Source organism: Actinoplanes sp. NPDC023936 (genome assembly GCF_040639325.1).
In the GTDB taxonomy this organism is placed as follows: domain Bacteria; phylum Actinomycetota; class Actinomycetes; order Mycobacteriales; family Micromonosporaceae; genus Actinoplanes.
Genome location: NZ_JBEZZR010000001.1, coordinates 38,810 through 55,015, shown reverse-complemented (window position 1 = coordinate 55,015; position 16,206 = coordinate 38,810). Strand labels below are relative to the sequence as shown.

17 protein-coding genes and 1 riboswitch are annotated in these 16,206 nt (G+C 70.9%); of the genes, 7 read left to right on the top strand and 10 right to left on the bottom strand.

Annotated elements, in window-relative coordinates:
* The first annotated feature begins 28 nt into the window (after positions 1-28).
* Positions 29-111: riboswitch (ZMP/ZTP riboswitch) on the top strand.
* 12 nt (positions 112-123) lie between these two features.
* Positions 124-978, top strand: coding sequence for a bifunctional 5,10-methylenetetrahydrofolate dehydrogenase/5,10-methenyltetrahydrofolate cyclohydrolase (locus AB0F72_RS00280; RefSeq protein ID WP_360422678.1), 855 nt, complete (start codon positions 124-126; stop codon positions 976-978).
* Between the two features lie 179 nt (positions 979-1,157).
* On the opposite strand, the gene AB0F72_RS00275 is transcribed toward AB0F72_RS00280, so the two are convergent.
* Together AB0F72_RS00275 and AB0F72_RS00270 are read right to left on the bottom strand one after the other, a co-directional pair.
* On the bottom strand, positions 1,158-2,498 hold the full coding sequence (locus AB0F72_RS00275) for a TRAM domain-containing protein (protein WP_360423779.1): 1,341 nt from the start codon (positions 2,496-2,498) through the stop codon (positions 1,158-1,160).
* A gap of 23 nt (positions 2,499-2,521) precedes the next feature.
* Positions 2,522-4,555, bottom strand: coding sequence for an APC family permease (locus tag AB0F72_RS00270; RefSeq protein ID WP_360422675.1), 2,034 nt, complete (start codon positions 4,553-4,555; stop codon positions 2,522-2,524).
* A 204-nt stretch (positions 4,556-4,759) separates the two neighbouring features.
* Between AB0F72_RS00270 and AB0F72_RS00265 the strand changes: the two genes are divergently transcribed.
* Together AB0F72_RS00265 and AB0F72_RS00260 are read left to right on the top strand one after the other, a co-directional pair.
* On the top strand, positions 4,760-5,425 hold the full coding sequence (locus tag AB0F72_RS00265; protein ID WP_360422672.1) for a TrkA family potassium uptake protein: 666 nt from the start codon (positions 4,760-4,762) through the stop codon (positions 5,423-5,425).
* On the top strand, positions 5,422-6,093 hold the full coding sequence (locus AB0F72_RS00260) for a TrkA family potassium uptake protein (protein ID WP_360422670.1): 672 nt from the start codon (positions 5,422-5,424) through the stop codon (positions 6,091-6,093). Before AB0F72_RS00265 ends, AB0F72_RS00260 begins: the two co-directional genes overlap by 4 nt.
* On the opposite strand, the gene AB0F72_RS00255 is transcribed toward AB0F72_RS00260, so the two are convergent.
* From AB0F72_RS00255 to dut, 4 genes are read right to left on the bottom strand one after another with little or no spacing between them, the layout of a single operon-like run.
* Positions 6,090-6,875, bottom strand: a complete 786-nt coding sequence (locus tag AB0F72_RS00255; protein ID WP_360422667.1) for a DUF3159 domain-containing protein — start codon at positions 6,873-6,875, stop codon at positions 6,090-6,092. The two genes, AB0F72_RS00260 and AB0F72_RS00255, sit on opposite strands and share 4 nt — an antisense overlap.
* Positions 6,872-7,237, bottom strand: a complete 366-nt coding sequence (locus tag AB0F72_RS00250) for an OB-fold nucleic acid binding domain-containing protein (protein WP_360422664.1) — start codon at positions 7,235-7,237, stop codon at positions 6,872-6,874. The genes AB0F72_RS00255 and AB0F72_RS00250 overlap by 4 nt, the downstream gene beginning before the upstream one ends.
* Positions 7,238-7,252: 15 nt before the next feature.
* Positions 7,253-7,903 (bottom strand): DUF3710 domain-containing protein, encoded by a 651-nt coding sequence (locus AB0F72_RS00245; protein WP_360422661.1) that lies wholly within the window; start codon positions 7,901-7,903, stop codon positions 7,253-7,255.
* Between the two features lie 17 nt (positions 7,904-7,920).
* Complete coding sequence (dut, locus tag AB0F72_RS00240) at positions 7,921-8,394, bottom strand: dUTP diphosphatase (RefSeq protein ID WP_360422658.1); 474 nt, start codon at positions 8,392-8,394, stop codon at positions 7,921-7,923.
* Between the two features lie 88 nt (positions 8,395-8,482).
* Here dut and AB0F72_RS00235 point away from each other — a divergent pair, with 88 nt between their 5' ends.
* Positions 8,483-8,980: a DUF3093 domain-containing protein gene (locus tag AB0F72_RS00235; protein WP_360422656.1), complete on the top strand. Its 498-nt coding sequence runs from the start codon at positions 8,483-8,485 to the stop codon at positions 8,978-8,980.
* On the opposite strand, the gene AB0F72_RS00230 is transcribed toward AB0F72_RS00235, so the two are convergent.
* A complete protein-coding gene (locus AB0F72_RS00230) occupies positions 8,946-9,800 on the bottom strand; it encodes a hypothetical protein (protein WP_360422653.1) in 855 nt (284 codons plus the stop codon). The genes AB0F72_RS00235 and AB0F72_RS00230 overlap by 35 nt on opposite strands.
* Before the next feature lie 145 nt (positions 9,801-9,945).
* On the bottom strand, positions 9,946-10,242 hold the full coding sequence (locus AB0F72_RS00225; RefSeq protein ID WP_014446959.1) for a DUF4193 domain-containing protein: 297 nt from the start codon (positions 10,240-10,242) through the stop codon (positions 9,946-9,948).
* A gap of 335 nt (positions 10,243-10,577) precedes the next feature.
* Between AB0F72_RS00225 and AB0F72_RS00220 the strand changes: the two genes are divergently transcribed.
* A complete protein-coding gene (locus AB0F72_RS00220) occupies positions 10,578-11,129 on the top strand; it encodes a LytR C-terminal domain-containing protein (RefSeq protein WP_360422648.1) in 552 nt (183 codons plus the stop codon).
* 7 nt (positions 11,130-11,136) lie between these two features.
* Here the strand turns inward: AB0F72_RS00220 and AB0F72_RS00215 are convergent, their stop codons facing one another.
* Positions 11,137-11,946, bottom strand: a complete 810-nt coding sequence (locus AB0F72_RS00215; protein ID WP_360422645.1) for an inositol monophosphatase family protein — start codon at positions 11,944-11,946, stop codon at positions 11,137-11,139.
* A 275-nt stretch (positions 11,947-12,221) separates the two neighbouring features.
* On the opposite strand from AB0F72_RS00215, the gene AB0F72_RS00210 reads away from it, so the two are divergent.
* The gene (locus tag AB0F72_RS00210; RefSeq protein ID WP_360422642.1) at positions 12,222-13,775 is read left to right on the top strand and encodes an RNA polymerase sigma factor; all 1,554 of its coding nucleotides are present in this window, start codon (positions 12,222-12,224) and stop codon (positions 13,773-13,775) included.
* A gap of 247 nt (positions 13,776-14,022) precedes the next feature.
* Positions 14,023-14,265 carry a hypothetical protein gene (locus tag AB0F72_RS00205; protein WP_360422639.1) on the top strand — a complete coding sequence of 81 codons (243 nt, stop codon included), beginning with the start codon at positions 14,023-14,025 and terminating at the stop codon, positions 14,263-14,265.
* A 107-nt stretch (positions 14,266-14,372) separates the two neighbouring features.
* Here AB0F72_RS00205 and AB0F72_RS00200 read toward each other — a convergent pair whose 3' ends face one another.
* Positions 14,373-16,103, bottom strand: a complete 1,731-nt coding sequence (locus AB0F72_RS00200; RefSeq protein ID WP_360422637.1) for a DEAD/DEAH box helicase — start codon at positions 16,101-16,103, stop codon at positions 14,373-14,375.
* Positions 16,104-16,206 lie beyond the last annotated feature (103 nt).

Here is a 16,206-nt window from a genome sequence, read left to right as displayed (position 1 = left end):
CGGCCGTACCGATGGTCGGGCATCCTGGAGGTCACGCAGCGACTGGCGGCACGGGGATGGTTCAACCATCGGGGAGCTCGTTGCGGAGAGTCGACCGCCTGGGCTCCCGCGGGGGTCACGCGTATGTCCGCTCGTCTTCTTCCCGGCGCTCCGGTCGCCGAGTCCGTGCTCGCCGACGTCCGGCAGCGGGTCGCCAAGCTCAAGGAACGCGGCGTGCAGCCGAGCCTCGCCACCATCCTGGTCGGCGATGACGACGCCAGCGCCGGTTACATCCGGATCAAGCAGAAGCAGGCCGCCGAGCTGGGCTTCTCCTCCCCGCACGAGCACCTGAGCGGGAACGTCACGCAGGCCGACCTGCTCCGGGTGATCGCCGGGTTCAACGACGACAAGGACGTGCACGGCGTCCTCATCCAGTACCCGATCCCGGCCCATCTGGACTACGACGCGGCGCTGCAGACCCTCGACCCCGACAAGGACGTCGACGGCATGCACCCGCTCAACATGGGCCGGCTCGCGGTCGGGCTGCCCGGTCCGCTGCCGTGCACCCCGGCCGGCATCGAGGCGCTGCTCGCCTTCCACGGCGTCGAGATCTCCGGCCGCGAGGTCGTGATCCTCGGCCGTGGCGCCACGCTGGGCCGCCCGCTCGCCATGCTGCTCGCCCAGAAACGGCCGACCGCGAACGCGGCGGTCACTGTCGTCCACACCGGCGTGAAGGACTGGCCGCGCTACACCCAGCGCGCCGAGATCCTGATCGCCGCGGCCGGCGTGCCCGGCATCATCCAGCCCGAGCACGTGAAGCCGGGCGCCGTGGTGATCGGCGCAGGGGTCCGCTACGAGGGCCGCCGCCTGCTCCCGGACGTCGACGAGTCCTGCGCCGAGGTGGCCGGAGCGATCACCCCGCGCGTCGGCGGCGTCGGCCCGACCACTGTGGCGATGCTGTTCCGCAATGCCGTAACCGCCGCCGAACGCGCAAACTGACCTTTCGGCGTCCACGCCTTCCCGCCCTCACGTCTCCGCCTTCCCGCCCTCACGTGTCCGCGCCTTCCCGCCCCCCGCTTTCCCGCGATCTTGGCGAGTTCGCCAAAGACGTGGAGACAAAGACGTGGATGAGCAAATCGCCAAGATCCGCTGGGTGGGCGGAGGCGGGCGGGCGGGGGTTACGCCCTGTGCAGCAGGGCTACGCACTCCACGTGCTGGGTCATCGGGAAGCAGTCGAAGGCTCTGATCTCGGCCGGCGCCCAGCCCTCCGCCCGGAAGGTCTTCAGGTCCCGGGCCAGGGCCGCCGGGTCGCAGGCGACGTAGGCGATGGCTCGGGGGCCGGCCGCCGCGACCGCGCGGACGACCTTGGCCCCGGCGCCGGCTCGGGGCGGGTCGAGCACGACCAGGTCGACCGGGGCGGTGACCCGGCGGCGGGACAGCGCCACGTCCACCTTCGCCTCGACGACCTCGACCTCGGGCAGGCCGGCCAGGTTCTTGCGGGCCGCGGCCACGCCTGTCGGTGACGACTCGACCACGGTGGTCCGCGCTCCGGTGCGGACGGCCAGGGCGGCCGCGAACAGGCCGGCGCCGCCGTACAGGTCCCAGGAGACCTCGCCGCGAGCCGGGCGCAACATCGTCAGCACGGCCTCCACCAGCGTGTCCGCGGCGGCCGGGTGGATCTGCCAGAACCCTTCCGGGGGTACGGTCCACGCCCGCCCGCCGGCGATCTCGGTCACCTCGTCCGGACCGGAGAGACGGACCAGCGCGCCACCGGCCGGGGCGTCGCCGAGATCGTCCGTCGCCGGGCCGCCCGGTGCGCCCGCGGGGCCGCCCGGTGCGCCCGCCGGGCGGGCCAGCACCGCGACGTCGCCGCCGGTGGAGGCGACCGCCTGCAGCGCGTCCACCTCCGGCCAGGTCCGGGCCAGCAGGTCGAGCTCCTGGACGGCCGGGTGGGCGATCACACAGCGGTCGATCGGGACGACCTGGTGCGACCGGTGCTGGAGCAGACCGGGGCGGTCCAGGGCGTCGATCGCGTAACGGACCCGGCTGCGCCATCCGAGCAGCCGCGACGGTTCCGGCTCGGTCCGGTCACCGGGTTCTCCGGGACGGCCGGGTGCGGCCGGCAACGGCTCCACCCGTACGAAAATCTTGTCCTGATCTTCCGGGGTGATCCCGGCCAGGCGGGTGAGCTGGTCGCGGACGACGTCGGCCTTCCATCGCAGCTGCGCCTCGCCGGACACATGTTGCAGGTCACAGCCACCGCAGCCGCCCGGGTGAGCGAACGCACAGGGCGGGGTGACCCGGTCCGGCGACGGCTCGTGGATCTCCACGGCGTCGGCCCGCAGGTAACCCCGGTGCAGTTCGGTGATCTCCACGGTGACCCGCTCGCCGGGCAGCGCGTGCCGGACGAAGATCACTCGGCCGTGCGGGCCGCCGAGCCGGGCCACGCAGTGCCCGCCGTGCGCCGGAGCGCCCACGGTCACCTCGACCCGGTCACCCTCGACAAGATCGTCGGTCATCTCGCTGCTCTCGATGCTCTCGCTCATGAGGACTCGTCCGGTCCCGGCCGGTCGGCGGGCGGTTCGCTGCGATTGCGCGGGCCGCGCGCCGGCGCACGGGTCAGGCCGCGGTCCAGGCGGTCCAGGTCACGGTCCTGGCTGGACCGCAGCTGCCAGGGCACGCTGGTGACCATCACGCCGGGCTCGAAGAGCAGCCGGCCCTTGATCCGCAGAGCGCTCTGGTTGTGCAGCAGATTCTCCCACCAGCGGCCGACCACGTATTCCGGAACGAAGACCGTGACCACGTCCCGGGGCGAGGCCCGGCGCACGCTCTTCACGAAGTCGATGATCGGGCGGGTGATCTCCCGGTACGGCGAGTCGACCACGGTGAGCGGCACCGGGATCTGCCGGCGCTCCCACTCCTCCTGGATGTTGCGGGTGTCCTGGTCGTCGACGTTGACGGTGACCGCCGTGATCGAGTCCGGACGGGTGGCCTGCGCGTAGGCGACAGCGCGCAGCGTCGGCTGGTGCACCTTGCTGACCAGCACCACGGCGTGGTTGCGGGACGGCAGGATGGGCCGCTCGTCGGTCGGCTTGAGCTCCTCGGCGACCCGGGTGTAGTGCCGGTGGATGGCCACCATGACGCCGTAGATGACCACCATCGCCGCGATCGCGATCCACGCGCCGAGCAGGAACTTGGTGATCAGCACCACGATCAGGACCGCGCCGGTGAGCACCATGCCGAACGTGTTGATCGCCCGGGACCGGATCATCTGACGCCGGCGTTCCGGATCGCGCTGGGTCCGCAGCAGCCGGTTCCAGTGCCGGATCATGCCGGCCTGGGACAGCGTGAACGACACGAAGACGCCCACGATGTAGAGCTGGATCAGCTTCGTGACCTCGGCGTGGAACGCCACGATCAGCACCATCGCGGCGATCGCCAGGAACGCGATGCCGTTGCTGAAGGCCAGCCGGTCGCCGCGGGTGTGGAACTGGCGCGGCAGGTACCTGTCCTGGGCGAGGATCGAGCCGAGCACCGGGAAGCCGTTGAACGCGGTGTTCGCGGCCAGGAACAGGATCAGCGCGGTCACCGCGCCGACCAGGTAGAGCAGGATCGATCCGCTGCCGAAGACCGTCTCGGCGATCTGGGTGGTGACAGTCTTCTGCACGTAGTCGGTCGGGCCGGAGACGATCTGGAGGCCGGGGTCCTCGACGTACTGCAGGTGGGTGGCGCGGGCCAGCAGGATGATGCCGGAGAGCATCACGATCGCGAGACCGCCGAGCAGCAGCAGCGTGGTCGCGGCGTTCTTGCTCTTCGGCTGCTTGAACGCCGGCACACCGTTGGAGATCGCTTCGACACCGGTCAGCGCGGCGCAGCCCGACGAGAACGTCCGCAACAGCAGGAACGCGAATCCGAAGCTGGTCAGATGATGTTCCTCCGCGGTGATCACCAGGTCGGCGCTCGGCGCCCGCAGATCGTCCCCGAGCACGAAGACCCGGAACAGCCCGGTCAGGATCATGCCGACGATCACGACGATGAACAGGTACGTCGGCACCGCGAACGCGGTGCCGGACTCCCGCAGCCCGCGCAGGTTGAGCGCGCTCAGCACGAGCACCGCGGCGATCGCGATGCCGACCTTGTGCTCCGCGACCCAGGGCACCACCGAACCCAGGTTGGTCACCCCGGACGAGACCGAGACCGCCACCGTGAGGATGTAGTCGACCAGCAGCGCGCTGGCGACGCCGAGACCCGCTTTCGGGCCGAGGTTGACCGTGGCGACCTCGTAGTCGCCACCGCCGGACGGGTACGCGTGCACGTTCTGCCGGTAACTGGCGACCACCGTCACCATCACGACCGCGACCGCGAGCGTCACCCAGGGTGAATAGACGTAGGCGGCGGCGCCGGCGATGGAGAGCGTCAGGAGGATCTCGTCGGGGGCGTACGCCACGCTGGAGAGCGCGTCGCTGGCGAAGACCGGCAGGGCGATCCGCTTGGGCAACAGCGTGTGCTGGAGCTTGTCCGATCGGAACGGCCGGCCGAGGAGCAGCCGCTTGGCTAGAGAGGTGGTACTTGCCACGAGTGCCAAGGGTACGGCCGGACGCTGATCCGCGTACCCCGCCCCGGACACCGGCGGCGAGGGGCACATGGCAGGCTCACACCGAGCCTTTCTCACCGTGGCGAGGGCCGCGCATCCGGCGCCGGGCAACGGCCCCGCGGATCCGGGCCCGATGCCGGGGTGAGAATCGCTCGATGGCCGGCAGTCGATGGGAGGGCACGAACCGTGCACGTGGTGATCATGGGGTGCGGCCGGCTCGGTTCGACGCTGGCCCAGAAGCTCGACGCGCAGGGACACCACATCGCGGTGATCGACCAGAACGCGGACGCGTTCCGGCGTCTCGGCGACGGATTCGGCGGCGTCACGGTCACCGGCATCGGCTTCGACCGGGACGTGCTGCGGGCCGCCGGCATCGAGCGGGCGGACGCGTTCGCGGCCGTCTCCAGCGGCGACAATTCCAACATCATCTCGGCCCGGCTGGCCCGGGAGACGTTCGGGGTGTCCCGGGTGGTGGCCCGGATCTACGACTCCCGGCGGGCGCAGGTCTACGAACGGCTCGGCATCGCCACCATCGCGACGATCCGGTGGGCGGCCGACCGGATGTTCCGGTTCCTGGTGCCCGATGACCGCGTCGAGGTGTTCCGGGACCCGACGAGCGTGGTCAGCATCGTGGAGACCCCGCTGCACCGGGACTGGGTCGGCAAGCAGGTGCGGGCGCTGGAGGAGCGTACCGGCGCCCGGGTCGCCTATCTGATGCGCTTCGGGATGGGCACCCTGGCCCAGCCCTCCACCGTGCTACAGGACGGCGACCAGGTCTTCATGCTGGTCACCGACGAGACCGCGGGATCCGTGCTGGACATCGCGCAGGGCGCCGACAAGGAAGGGCAGTGACCATGCGGATCGCCATCGCCGGGGCCGGCAACGTCGGCCGGTCGATCGCTCAGGAATTGATCGGCAACGGGCACGAGGTGATGCTGATCGAGCGGCAGCCGCGGCAGCTCTGCCCGGAACGGGTCCCGCAGGCCCGCTGGGTGCTCGCCGACGCCTGCGAGATGAGCAGCCTCGAGGAGGCCGACCTCGCCTCCTGCGACGTCGTGGTGGCCGCCACCGGCGACGACAAGGCCAACCTGGTGGTGTCGCTGCTCGCCAAGACCGAGTTCGCGGTCGGCCGGGTGGTCGCCCGGGTGAACCGCGCCGAGAACGAGTGGCTCTTCACCGAGCAGTGGGGCGTGGACGTGGCGGTCAGCAAGCCGCGCCTGATGGCCGCGCTGGTCGAGGAGGCCGTGACGGTCGGCGACCTGGTCCGGCTCATGACGTTCCGGCAGGGCGAGGCGAACCTCGTGGAGATCACGCTGCCCCGCGACGCGCCGTACGAGGGTCACCCCATCCGGGACGTGCCGATGCCCCGGGACGCGGCCCTCGTCGCGATCCTGCGCGGCAAGCGGGTCATGGTGCCGACGCCGGACGACCCGCTGGAGGCCGGCGACGAGCTGATCTTCGTCTGCACCAGCGAGGTGGAGGAGCAGATCCGGGCCGTGGTGCTCGGCGCCGCCGCTTAGACGGCGGCCTCGGTCTCGCGCTTCTGCGCGCTCGTCACCCGGTGGATCGCCCACGCCGTGAAGGCGAAGGTGCCGGCGTAGATCGGCCAGCTCACCAGGATCCGGACGATGCCCAGCGCGTTCGCCTCGTTGATCGCGTAGAGGTAGTACTGGATGCCGGCGCGCACGCAGAGCGACACCACCCAGAGCAGGGTGAGCCACTGGAACGTGCGGAACAGCCGGCCGTTGCCGAACCAGTCCTGGTGGCCCTTGTTCGCCATGATGCCCCAGGCGTAACCGATCAGCGGCTTGCGGAACACCACCGAGAGCAGCAGCACCGCGGCCTGGCCGAACGTGAGCAGGATGCCCGGCAGGTAGAAGTTCTTCGCGTCGCCGGTGCGCCAGGCCAGCCAGGCGCCGATCGCGATGCCGAACAGGCCGTTGACGGCGTGCCGGACCGGCTGCTTGCGGGCCAGCCGGACCGCGCCGATCCCGACCGCCGTGGCGACCGAGCCGACGATCGCCCAGAGCAGCGCCTGGCGTTTCTCCAGGCCGGCCACCGAGTCGCCGAGCAGCACGTTGAGCATCACGAACGCCAGCACCGGCAGGCTCGACTCGATGAGGCCGCGGACACCGCCGAGCTGCTCGGCGATCTGCTCGCTCATCGACGGGAGGGGCTCCTCCTCGTCCTTGCGCTCGGCCTCCGAGGGCACCGGGTGGAGATCGAGCTCCTCGACGATCTCCTCAGCGATCCGCTCCTCGACCGACTCGTGCGCGGCGTGGCGCGGCTCGCTGCCATTCACCGGGGCGCCTCCAGCTCGTAGTACGGGTTGTAGATCACCTTACGGTCGTCCCGGATCGCGATCCGGCCGCGCGCGGTGAGCTGGCGACCCGGCTCGATGCCGGGGATGGACCGGCGACCCAGGAAGACCAGCGTGACCACGTCGCTGCCGTCCCAGAGGTCGGCCTCCAGCGTGGGAAGGTTGGTGCGAGGAGTGTACGCCACCGTCCGCAGCCGGCCGGACACCGAAACGACCTGCCCGCGCCGGCAGGCGCCGGCTGGGACCGCGCCGCACTTGGCGCTGTCCCGCTGCAACTTCTCAGCGTCCAGCTCGGAGTCACTGGCGGTGAGACGGTTGAGAAAACCGCGAAGACCGGTGGTCATGACTCCCACGGTACGTCAGGCGGGCGCGTCGGCTTGACCTTGCTGTGCCATCTCCTTGGGCAGCCGCATCGGCAGCGGCTCACGGACCGGGCGGGGCTCGTCGTCACGGACCACGACGAGGCCGGAGAGCACCTCGCCGAGCACGCCCTCGCGGCCCGGATCGGCGGCCGCGGCGCCCTGGTAGAGCGCGCGGATCATCCAGCGCGGGCCGTCCACACCGACGAAGCGCACGTCGGCCGGGCCCTCCGGGGTGGTGACCCGGGCGCGCAGCTCGGTGCCGTACTTGCCGGCGACCTCCTGCGGCGCGACGCCGTCCGAGGTCATCGCCGCGACGATCTCGGCGCGCACCTCGTCCCAGATGCCCTCGGTCTTGGGCGCGGCGAAGACGCCCAGCTGCAGGGCACTCTCGCCGTCGACGAGCACCACCTGCTCGACGCCACCCTCGGGGTTGGCCTGGACCCGCACCTCGACGCCCTCGATCGCGGGGATCTGCAGGCTGCCCAGGTCGAGCCGCTGCACACCCTCCGGCGCGTGCTTGGCGTCCCAGGGGCCGAACTCGGGCGCCGGTGCCTCCCCGCCCGCGGCCAGGCTGCTCGCCAGCGCCGCGGAGGGCGGCGCGTCGGCCGCACGGACGTGCTTCGCGGCATCGCGCTTACGGGAGAACATCACTGCCACCTTCCGTTTCAGTCCTGCTTCTGGTGCCCGGCCAGCTCCGCGTGGCCGCCGGTCGAGCCGTGCCCGCCGGCGCCCCGCGCGGTGTCGTCGAGGGTGTCCACACGGTGGAACACCGCCCGCTCCACCCGCTGGATCACGAGCTGGGCGATCCGGTCCCCGCGGGAGATCTTGACGGTGTTCGCCCGATCGTGGTTGATCAGGTTCACCTGAATCTCGCCCCGGTAACCGGCGTCGACCGTACCGGGCGCGTTGAGCACCGTCACCCCGAGGCGAGCGGCGAGACCGGAACGAGGGTGGACCAGGCCGACGAAACCGTCCGGCAGGGCGATTGCGAGGCCGGTCCGGACCTTCACCCGGGCGCCCGGGGCGATCTCGGCCTCCTCGGCGGCGACCAGGTCGGCGCCGGCGTCACCGGGATGCGCGTACGCCGGCAGGGGCAGATCGGGGTCGAGCAGGCGAACCTGGACGACGGGGTCAGTCACGTCGAGCCTTCCTGACGGGTCTACCGGGCGCACTTACCCTGCCATCCTGCCGCGCCGGGCATCGGAGGCGCGCCGTACCCTTCGAAGGGTGACACCCGAGTCCCCGGCCCGCACCCTCGCGGCCCATCGCGAACGGCTCAGCCTCCCGTGGTGGGCCTGGCCCGCCGCACTGCTCTCGGGCACCATCCTCGCCGCTGAGCTGACCTTCGGCCTCCCGGACATCCCCTGGTGGCTGCCGTTCGTGGTGCTGGTGCCGCTCAGCGTCCTGCTGCTGCTCCCGCTCAACCGGCTGCGGATCGCTGTCACCCCCACCGAGTTCCAGGTCGACGACGCCCGGCTGCCGGTCGCGGTGATCTCGGACGTGGTCGCGCTGGACGCCGCCGGCAAGCGGGAGGCGCTCGGCGTCGGCGCACATCCGTACGCGTTCGTGGTGCAGCGCCCGTGGATCCCCACGGCCGTGCAGGTCGTCCTCGACGACCCGGCGGACCCCACGCCGTACTGGGTGGTCAGCACCCGCAAGCCGGTCGAGCTCGCGACACTGCTGCTCGAGGTCAGCCGCCGGGAGCGGGCGGAGCGGTCTTCCTGAGGTCGGCACGGACCTTGTCGCCGACCGCGCGGGTGGCCCGCCGGTTCAGGTAACTGGCGACCGCCGCGCCGGTGAGCATCGGGCCCATCGTGGTCAGGTTCCGGCCGAACCGGGTCAGCAGGGTCTTCTGCAGCTCCTTGCGGGCGGCGGTGCCGAGCACCGCTGCCACGCCCACGCCGGGCAGCATCGGGTTCACCCCGCGCTGGCCGGACCAGGACTCGACGAGTTTCATGGCCCGCTCGGGCACCCCGCCGGCGATCGGCTGCCGGTACACGGTGTGCAGCTCCCCGATCAGCTTGATCTCGATCGCGACCACGGCGACCGTCTCCGCGGCCAGCAGCACCGGGGCGGAGAGCAGCGTCGGCGTCGCCACCCACTCGGCCGAGGCGACCCCGCCGCCCGCCGCGCCCACCCCGGCGGTGGCCCGGGCGGCGTTGCGGATCAGGCGCTCGGCGAGCTCCTCGTCGTCCAGGGCGGGGAAGTGCCGGCGCAGCGTCTCCAGGTCGCGCACCGGGATGCGCGGCGCCACGTCGACCACCGCGTCGGTCATCCAGCGCAGCGCGGTCCTGGGGCGGAACAGGCGGCCCACACCGCGGTCGCGCACCTCGCCCACGAGGCGGCCCAGCAGCTGCCGGCGGCCGGCCGGCTCCAGCTCGTCCGAGGTCAGGGCCGCGACGGTGCGGCCCAGCTCGACGTCTGAGCCAGGTTCTGCAAAATTTTCCGTTATTTCGGACTTGTCAGGCGATTCTCGGACAGCGTCGAACTCGGCTCCGGACCCAGCCGCGACTGCGGGCTCGGTCGCACGATCCGCGTGGTTCATCGTCGTCCTTCCCGTCGGGCGTTCCCGGTATGAGTTCCCGGTCACGCCCCAGGGTCAAACCCCGGATCAAACCCCCGTGGCGAACGCCTTGGGCCCGACCGCGTCATACCGCGATCGGGTGCCGGCGGACTTGCGGCGAGTGCGCTCAGGCGCACTCGCGGCAGATCAGCTCCCCGTTGCGCTCCGTCGCCAATTGGCTGCGGTGGTGCACCAGGAAGCAGCGAGAGCAGCGGAACTCGTCGGTCTGCATGGGCAGAACCTTGACGGTGAGCTCCTCGTCGGCCAGGTCGGCGCCGGGCAGCTCGAAGCTCTCCGCCACCTCGACCTCGTCGACGTCCACTGCGCCCGACTGGGAGTCGGCGCGACGGGCCTTGAGCTCCTCGAGGCTGTCCTCGCCGAGGTCGACCTCATCGCGACGCGGGGCGTCGTAGTCGGTGGCCATCGGTTTTCACTCTCCTGTATCGATGTGTCGCTTGTGCGTTTGTAACGCCAAGGACAGGGTTTCGGTTCCCGGTTCCGCTGGACGATTTCTGACACCCGGATCAGGTCCGGCGAGCGCGGAACCTTACCGCTGTTGCGGCAGGCTTGTACGCGCTACGGCGGCACATTGTTCCCGATGTGACTGAGGCGACATCAAAGTAGGGGCACCGGCCTCTGGATCATTGTCGGCGCGCCGGAAGCATTCCCTGTTTCCGCGCGCCTGGCGGACAGACGCTAACCTCTCGACAGGCCCGGCGACCTTACCCGGGCCCGTCGTCCGACCCTGGAGCCAGCCCCATGAGCTTTGCCCGCGTCCGAGCACTCGTCCTCGTCGGCGTGCTCGCCGTGGCAGCGGTGGTCTTCGTCGTTGTCGCGCTGGTGCGCGACAGCCAGGGCGACCTCGCCGACGGCAGCGACTGCCCGGCAGGCGCCCCGCTCGCCGACGTCCTGCTTCCGGACGACCCGGCCGAGGTGACCATCAAGGTCCTCAACGGGACCAGCCGGGCCGGCCTGGCGGAGAGCGTCACCAACGAGTTCAAGAACCGGCGCTTCACCGTCAAGGACCCGGCCAAGAGCAAGACGAAGTTCAAGGAAGTCGCCGAGATCAAGTACGGGCCGGAGACGGTCGGCCGGGCCCAGCTGCTCCGGGCGTACTTCCTGGCGCAGTCCAAGATGACGTACGACCCGAAGCGCAAGGGCGCCGTGATCGACGTCGTCATCGGTGACCAGTTCCAGCAGCTGGCCACGACCACCGAGGTCAACCAGTCGCTGGTCGAGATCGGTGAGCCGACGCTGCCGCCGGGCGCCTGCCTGAAGCCGGCCGCCGAGGCCGCCAAGGACGGGGACTGACCCCGGCCTAGGGACCGCCGGCCGCGTCCAGCTCCACCAGGACGTCGTGCAGCGCACCGAAGAGCGCCGGGGGCGCCGCGACCAGCATCTCGTTGCCGGCCGGCGCACCGGACAGGCCGCCCACGACGAGCCCCGCCTCCTCGGCGATCAGGCCGCCCGCCGCGTGGTCCCACAGGTTCAAGCCTTTCTCGAAGTAGGCGTCCAGACTGCCCTCCGCGGTGAGGCAGAGGTCGAGTGCCGCCGCACCCAGCCGCCGAATGTCACGCACACGGGTGATCAAACGGGCCAGAACGGCGCCCTGGTGCTCGCGCCGGCGGGCGTCGTACCCGAATCCGGTGGCGACCAGCGACTGGTCCAGCGTCGTCCGGGCGGAGCCGGCCAGGCGACGCCCGGCCCGCCACGCCCCGCCGCCGCGGGTGGCCGTCCACTCGTCACCGGTGGCCGCGTTGATCACCACTCCGGCGACCACCGCGCCGCCGACCTCGGCGGCCAGCGAGACGGCGTACTGGGGCAGGCCGTAGAGGTAGTTCACGGTGCCGTCGATCGGGTCCAGGATCCATCGCACCGCGCCGGGCGCGACAGTCGCCGAGTCCCCGTACTCCTCGCCGAGCACGCCGTCTCCGGGGCGCTCGGCCAGCAGCGCCTCGATCACCTGACGCTCGACCGCCTTGTCGGCCGCCGTGACCACGTCGGTGTCGGTGCTCTTGGTCTCCACGTCGCCGATCGCCTCGTCGCGCATCCGGCGGGCCGTGACGGCGCCCTGCCTGGCCACGCGGACCGCGATCGTCAACAACTCGTCCGTCGAAATCTCACTCACGAATGGGTCCTTTCCGCCGTTAGCATTCTCCTGCCGAGCTCTTCCGGGCGCGCAACCGGCGTCTTCGGCGAGGTCGTCGGGCGTCGGCGGCGTGCTGTGGGCGGAGGATCTCGGTCGGCGGCGCTACAATTCACCCCTGCCCACGCTTCACGGACACTCGCCTGCGGGACGGTCCGGGTCCCGGGGGCTCCCAAACCGACCCCAGCAACTCTCGCCCCCGCGTGCTGCGCTGGACCCTGGCCGTGCCCAACCTCATCGCCTCCGGAAGGTCATTCGTGACAGAAGCCCACCAGAACGGTGCCGACGTTCGCTCTCTCACCGAGGCCCTGATCACCCATGCTCAGGGTGCGGGCGGGCAACTCACCTCGGCCCAGGTCGCGCATACCCTCGAGTCAGCCGCGGTGAACCCGGCTCAGGCGAAGAAGATTCTGCGCGGCCTCGTCGACGCCGGCATCACCGTCGTCGTCGACGGCTCCGCCAGCACCCGCCGCAAGGTGTCCGCGGCCCGCTCGGCCACGCCGGCGTCGAAGGCGACCACCGCGAAGACGGCAGCCGTCAAGAAGGCGGCGCCCGCGCCGAAGCAGGCCGCACCGGCCGGTGACGGCGGCACGCCGGCTCCCGCCAAGAAGGCCGCGCCGGTCCGCAAGGCCACCGCGGCCGCCAAGGCCACGCCGGCCAAGAAGACCGCCACCAAGGCCGCTCCGGGTCAGCCCGGCGAGGGCCCCGGCGAAGAGATCGACCCCGAGGAGCTCGCCGCCGAGATCGAGGACGTCGTGGTCGAGGAGCCGGCCGCCATGGTCGCGGCTGCCGCCACCGACGCCGCCAGCTCGGCGACCGACGGCGACTTCGAGTGGGACGACGAGGAGTCCGAGGCGCTCAAACAGGCCCGCCGCGACGCGGAGCTCACCGCTTCCGCCGACTCGGTCCGGGCGTACCTCAAGCAGATCGGCAAGGTCCCGCTGCTCAACGCGGAGCAGGAGGTCGAGCTCGCCAAGCGGATCGAGGCCGGCCTCTACGCCGCCGAGCGGCTGCGCGCCGCCGACGAGGGCGAGGAGTCGCTCGAGCGCAACTTCGAGCGCGACCTCAAGTGGATCAACCGGGACGGCGAGCGGGCGAAGAACCACCTGCTCGAGGCGAACCTCCGGCTCGTGGTGTCGCTCGCCAAGCGCTACACCGGCCGCGGCATGGCCTTCCTCGACCTGATCCAGGAGGGCAACCTCGGCCTGATCCGCGCCGTCGAGAAGTTCGACTACACCAAGGGCTACAAGTTCTCGACGTACGCCACCTGGTGGATCCGGCAGGCCATCACCCGCGCCATGGCCGACCAGGCCCGCACCATCCGCATCCCGGTGCACATGGTCGAGGTCATCAACAAGCTCGGCCGCATCCAGCGCGAGCTGCTCCAGGACCTGGGCCGTGAGCCCACCCCGGAGGAGCTGGCGAAGGAGATGGACATCACGCCGGAGAAGGTGCTGGAGATCCAGCAGTACGCGCGTGAGCCGATCTCGCTGGACCAGACCATCGGCGACGAGGGCGACAGCCAGCTCGGTGACTTCATCGAGGACTCCGAGGCGGTCGTCGCTGTCGACGCGGTCTCGTTCTCGCTGCTGCAGGACCAGCTCCAGCAGGTGCTGCAGACGCTCTCCGAGCGTGAGGCGGGCGTGGTCCGGCTGCGCTTCGGCCTGACCGACGGCCAGCCGCGCACGCTGGACGAGATCGGCCAGGTCTACGGCGTGACCCGGGAGCGGATTCGTCAGATCGAGTCCAAGACGATGTCGAAGTTGCGACACCCGTCCCGGTCCCAGGTCCTCCGGGACTACCTGGACTAGGGCGTTCAGTCAACATTACGTGTCCAAATGGTCACCACCCGTACATCAACGGGTGGTGATCAGACCGTTGTGCAGAAGTGATCGTTGACGTGGCACCCTTGGATCACGGCACACTAGCCAGAACGAACGGTGTGACCTCGGTCCCCCCGGGGCACATCGGGAAGGCTGCAACGGTGCAGGGTGTTGCACGATGAGTGAGCAGTAGCCGAGGAACATGTTCATCGGTGACGAACAGAGGAGGAAGGCGATGACCCCGACCCTCACGCCGCCGGCGGGAAGCCTGGCCGGTCTAGCAGCCGATGAACGGTGCGACCGCTGCAATGCAGCCGGGAAGCTCCGTTTGACCCTGGCAGGCGGTGGCGATCTTGTGTTCTGCGGCCACCACGCCAACCGGTACGCCGAGGACCTGGTGAAGATCGCCGTGCACTATGCGGCCGATCCGGACTTCACCTGGCGCGGAGCCGGAATGATGTCGAACTCCACCAACTAGCAGCAGCGGTCCCCCACAGAGACGCGCAAGAAGGGCACCTCCAGCCAGGAGGTGCCCTTCTCTTGTGCCTAAAACCCGCTGAGCGGCCCGCTGCGGGCCGTAATCCCTCAGAGCGTCTGGATGGTGGCGATCCGCTCCTCGAGCTGCTCGATCGTGGCCTGAGCGCTCGGCGGGCCCCCACAGAGCCGGCGCAGCTCGGCGTGGATCTTGCCGTGCGGCAGGTTGGTCCGGTGGTGATGCGCCGCCACCAGGGTGTTCAGCTGGCGGCGCAGGCTGTTGCGCCGCTCCCCCGCGCTCATCGGGACCACCGGCTCGCGCTGCTCCGGCACCGGCGCCGCGGGCTGGGCCTGCTGCTGCCGTTTCTGCGCCGCGAGCTGCTCCGCCTGCCGCTTGTTCAGCAGGTCGGTCACCTGCTCCGGGGTGAGCAGGCCGGGCAGGCCCAGGTAGTCCAGCTCCTCGGCGGTGCCGCTGCGCGCGCCGGTGCCGAACGACGTCCCGTCGTAGATCACCTGGTCCAGCTCGGCCGTGGCGGAGAGCGCCTCGAACTGCTTGTCCAGATCGCCGAGGGCGTCCTCGGACTTCTGCGCCCGCTCGATCAGCTCGTCGTCGAGGCCGTCCTTCTCCTTCGGCGCCCCGAGGACGTGGTTGCGCTGCTCCTCCATCTCGCTGGCCAGCCCCAGCAGGTGCGGCACGCTCGGCAGGAAGACCGTGGCGGTCTCGCCCTCCACCCGGGAGCGGACGAACCGGCCGATCGCCTGGGCGAAGTAGAGCGGGGTGGAGGCGCTGGTGGCGTAGACGCCGACGGCCAGACGCGGGATGTCGACGCCCTCGGACACCATCCGGACCGCGACCATCCAGCGCTGCTCGGAGGCGGCGAAGGCGGCGATCCGGCCGGAGGCGCCCTCGTCGTCGGAGAGGACGATCGTGGCGGACTCCCCGGTCACGTCGTGCAGCAGCTTCGCGTACGCCCGGGCGGACTGCTGGTCGCTCGCGATCACCAGGCCACCGGCGTCCGGCATGCCGTGCTCGCGCAGCTTGGAGAGCCGGGCGTCGGCCGCCCGCAGCACCTGGGGCATCCAGTCGCCGCGGTGGTCCAGGGCGGTACGCCAGGCCTGCGCCACCAGATCCTTGGTCATCGGCTCACCGAGGCGGGCCGCCAGCTCGTCGCCGGCGTTGGTCCGCCAGCGGGTCTCCCCGGAGTACGCCATGAACAGCACCGGCCGCACGACCCGGTCCTTCAGCGCGTCGCCGTACCCGTAGACCGAGTCGGCCCGGGACCGCTGGATGCCGTCGGGACCCCGCTCGTACGTGACGAACGGGATCGGGTTCTCGTCGGATCGGAACGGGGTTCCGGTGAGCAGCAGGCGGCGCACCGCCGGCTCGAAGGCGTCCTTGACCCCGTCACCCCAGCTCCGCGAATCGCCGGCGTGGTGGATCTCGTCGAGGATCACGAACGTGCGCCGGGTGATGGTGCGCCGCTTGTGCACGGCCGGCGCCATGCCGACCTGCGCGTACGTCACCACGGCCCCGTGGAAGTCGCGGGACGAGTGCACGTCGGCGTTGCGGAACTTCGGGTCGAGCTGGATGCCGACCCGGGCCGCGGCGAGCGCCCACTGGGTCTTCAGGTGCTCGGTCGGGCAGACCACGGTGACCGCGTCGCAGGTGCCGTCGGCGAGCATCTCGGCGGCGATCCGCAGCGCGAACGTGGTCTTGCCGGCGCCGGGCGTCGCGACGGCCATGAAGTCCTCGGACTGCCGGCGCAGGTACGTCACCATCGCCCTGCGCTGCCAGGCACGCAGCGGCGGGAAGATCTCCAGGTTCGGCAGGGGCGGGCTCAAGCTGCGAGGATCCCTTCAGTCACGGAAAAACCCCCGCGATCTGGGGCGCGGAGGCTGCGGACCAGCATAGCCGCGGACGGTTGCCGGGAGGGTGTCGGACGAC

Bases quoted from the DNA above. Each gene is read 5' to 3' on its own strand.
- AB0F72_RS00280 (WP_360422678.1), top strand. From the start codon at position 124: ATGTCCGCTCGTCTTCTTCCCGGCGCTCCGGTCGCCGAGTCCGTGCTC.
- AB0F72_RS00275 (WP_360423779.1), bottom strand. From the start codon at position 2,498: ATGACCGACGATCTTGTCGAGGGTGACCGGGTCGAGGTGACCGTGGGC.
- AB0F72_RS00250 (WP_360422664.1), bottom strand. From the start codon at position 7,237: ATGACCACCGGTCTTCGCGGTTTTCTCAACCGTCTCACCGCCAGTGAC.
- AB0F72_RS00245 (WP_360422661.1), bottom strand. From the start codon at position 7,903: ATGTTCTCCCGTAAGCGCGATGCCGCGAAGCACGTCCGTGCGGCCGAC.
- AB0F72_RS00230 (WP_360422653.1), bottom strand. From the start codon at position 9,800: ATGAACCACGCGGATCGTGCGACCGAGCCCGCAGTCGCGGCTGGGTCC.
- AB0F72_RS00225 (WP_014446959.1), bottom strand. From the start codon at position 10,242: ATGGCCACCGACTACGACGCCCCGCGTCGCGATGAGGTCGACCTCGGC.
- AB0F72_RS00220 (WP_360422648.1), top strand. From the start codon at position 10,578: ATGAGCTTTGCCCGCGTCCGAGCACTCGTCCTCGTCGGCGTGCTCGCC.
- AB0F72_RS00205 (WP_360422639.1), top strand. From the start codon at position 14,023: ATGACCCCGACCCTCACGCCGCCGGCGGGAAGCCTGGCCGGTCTAGCA.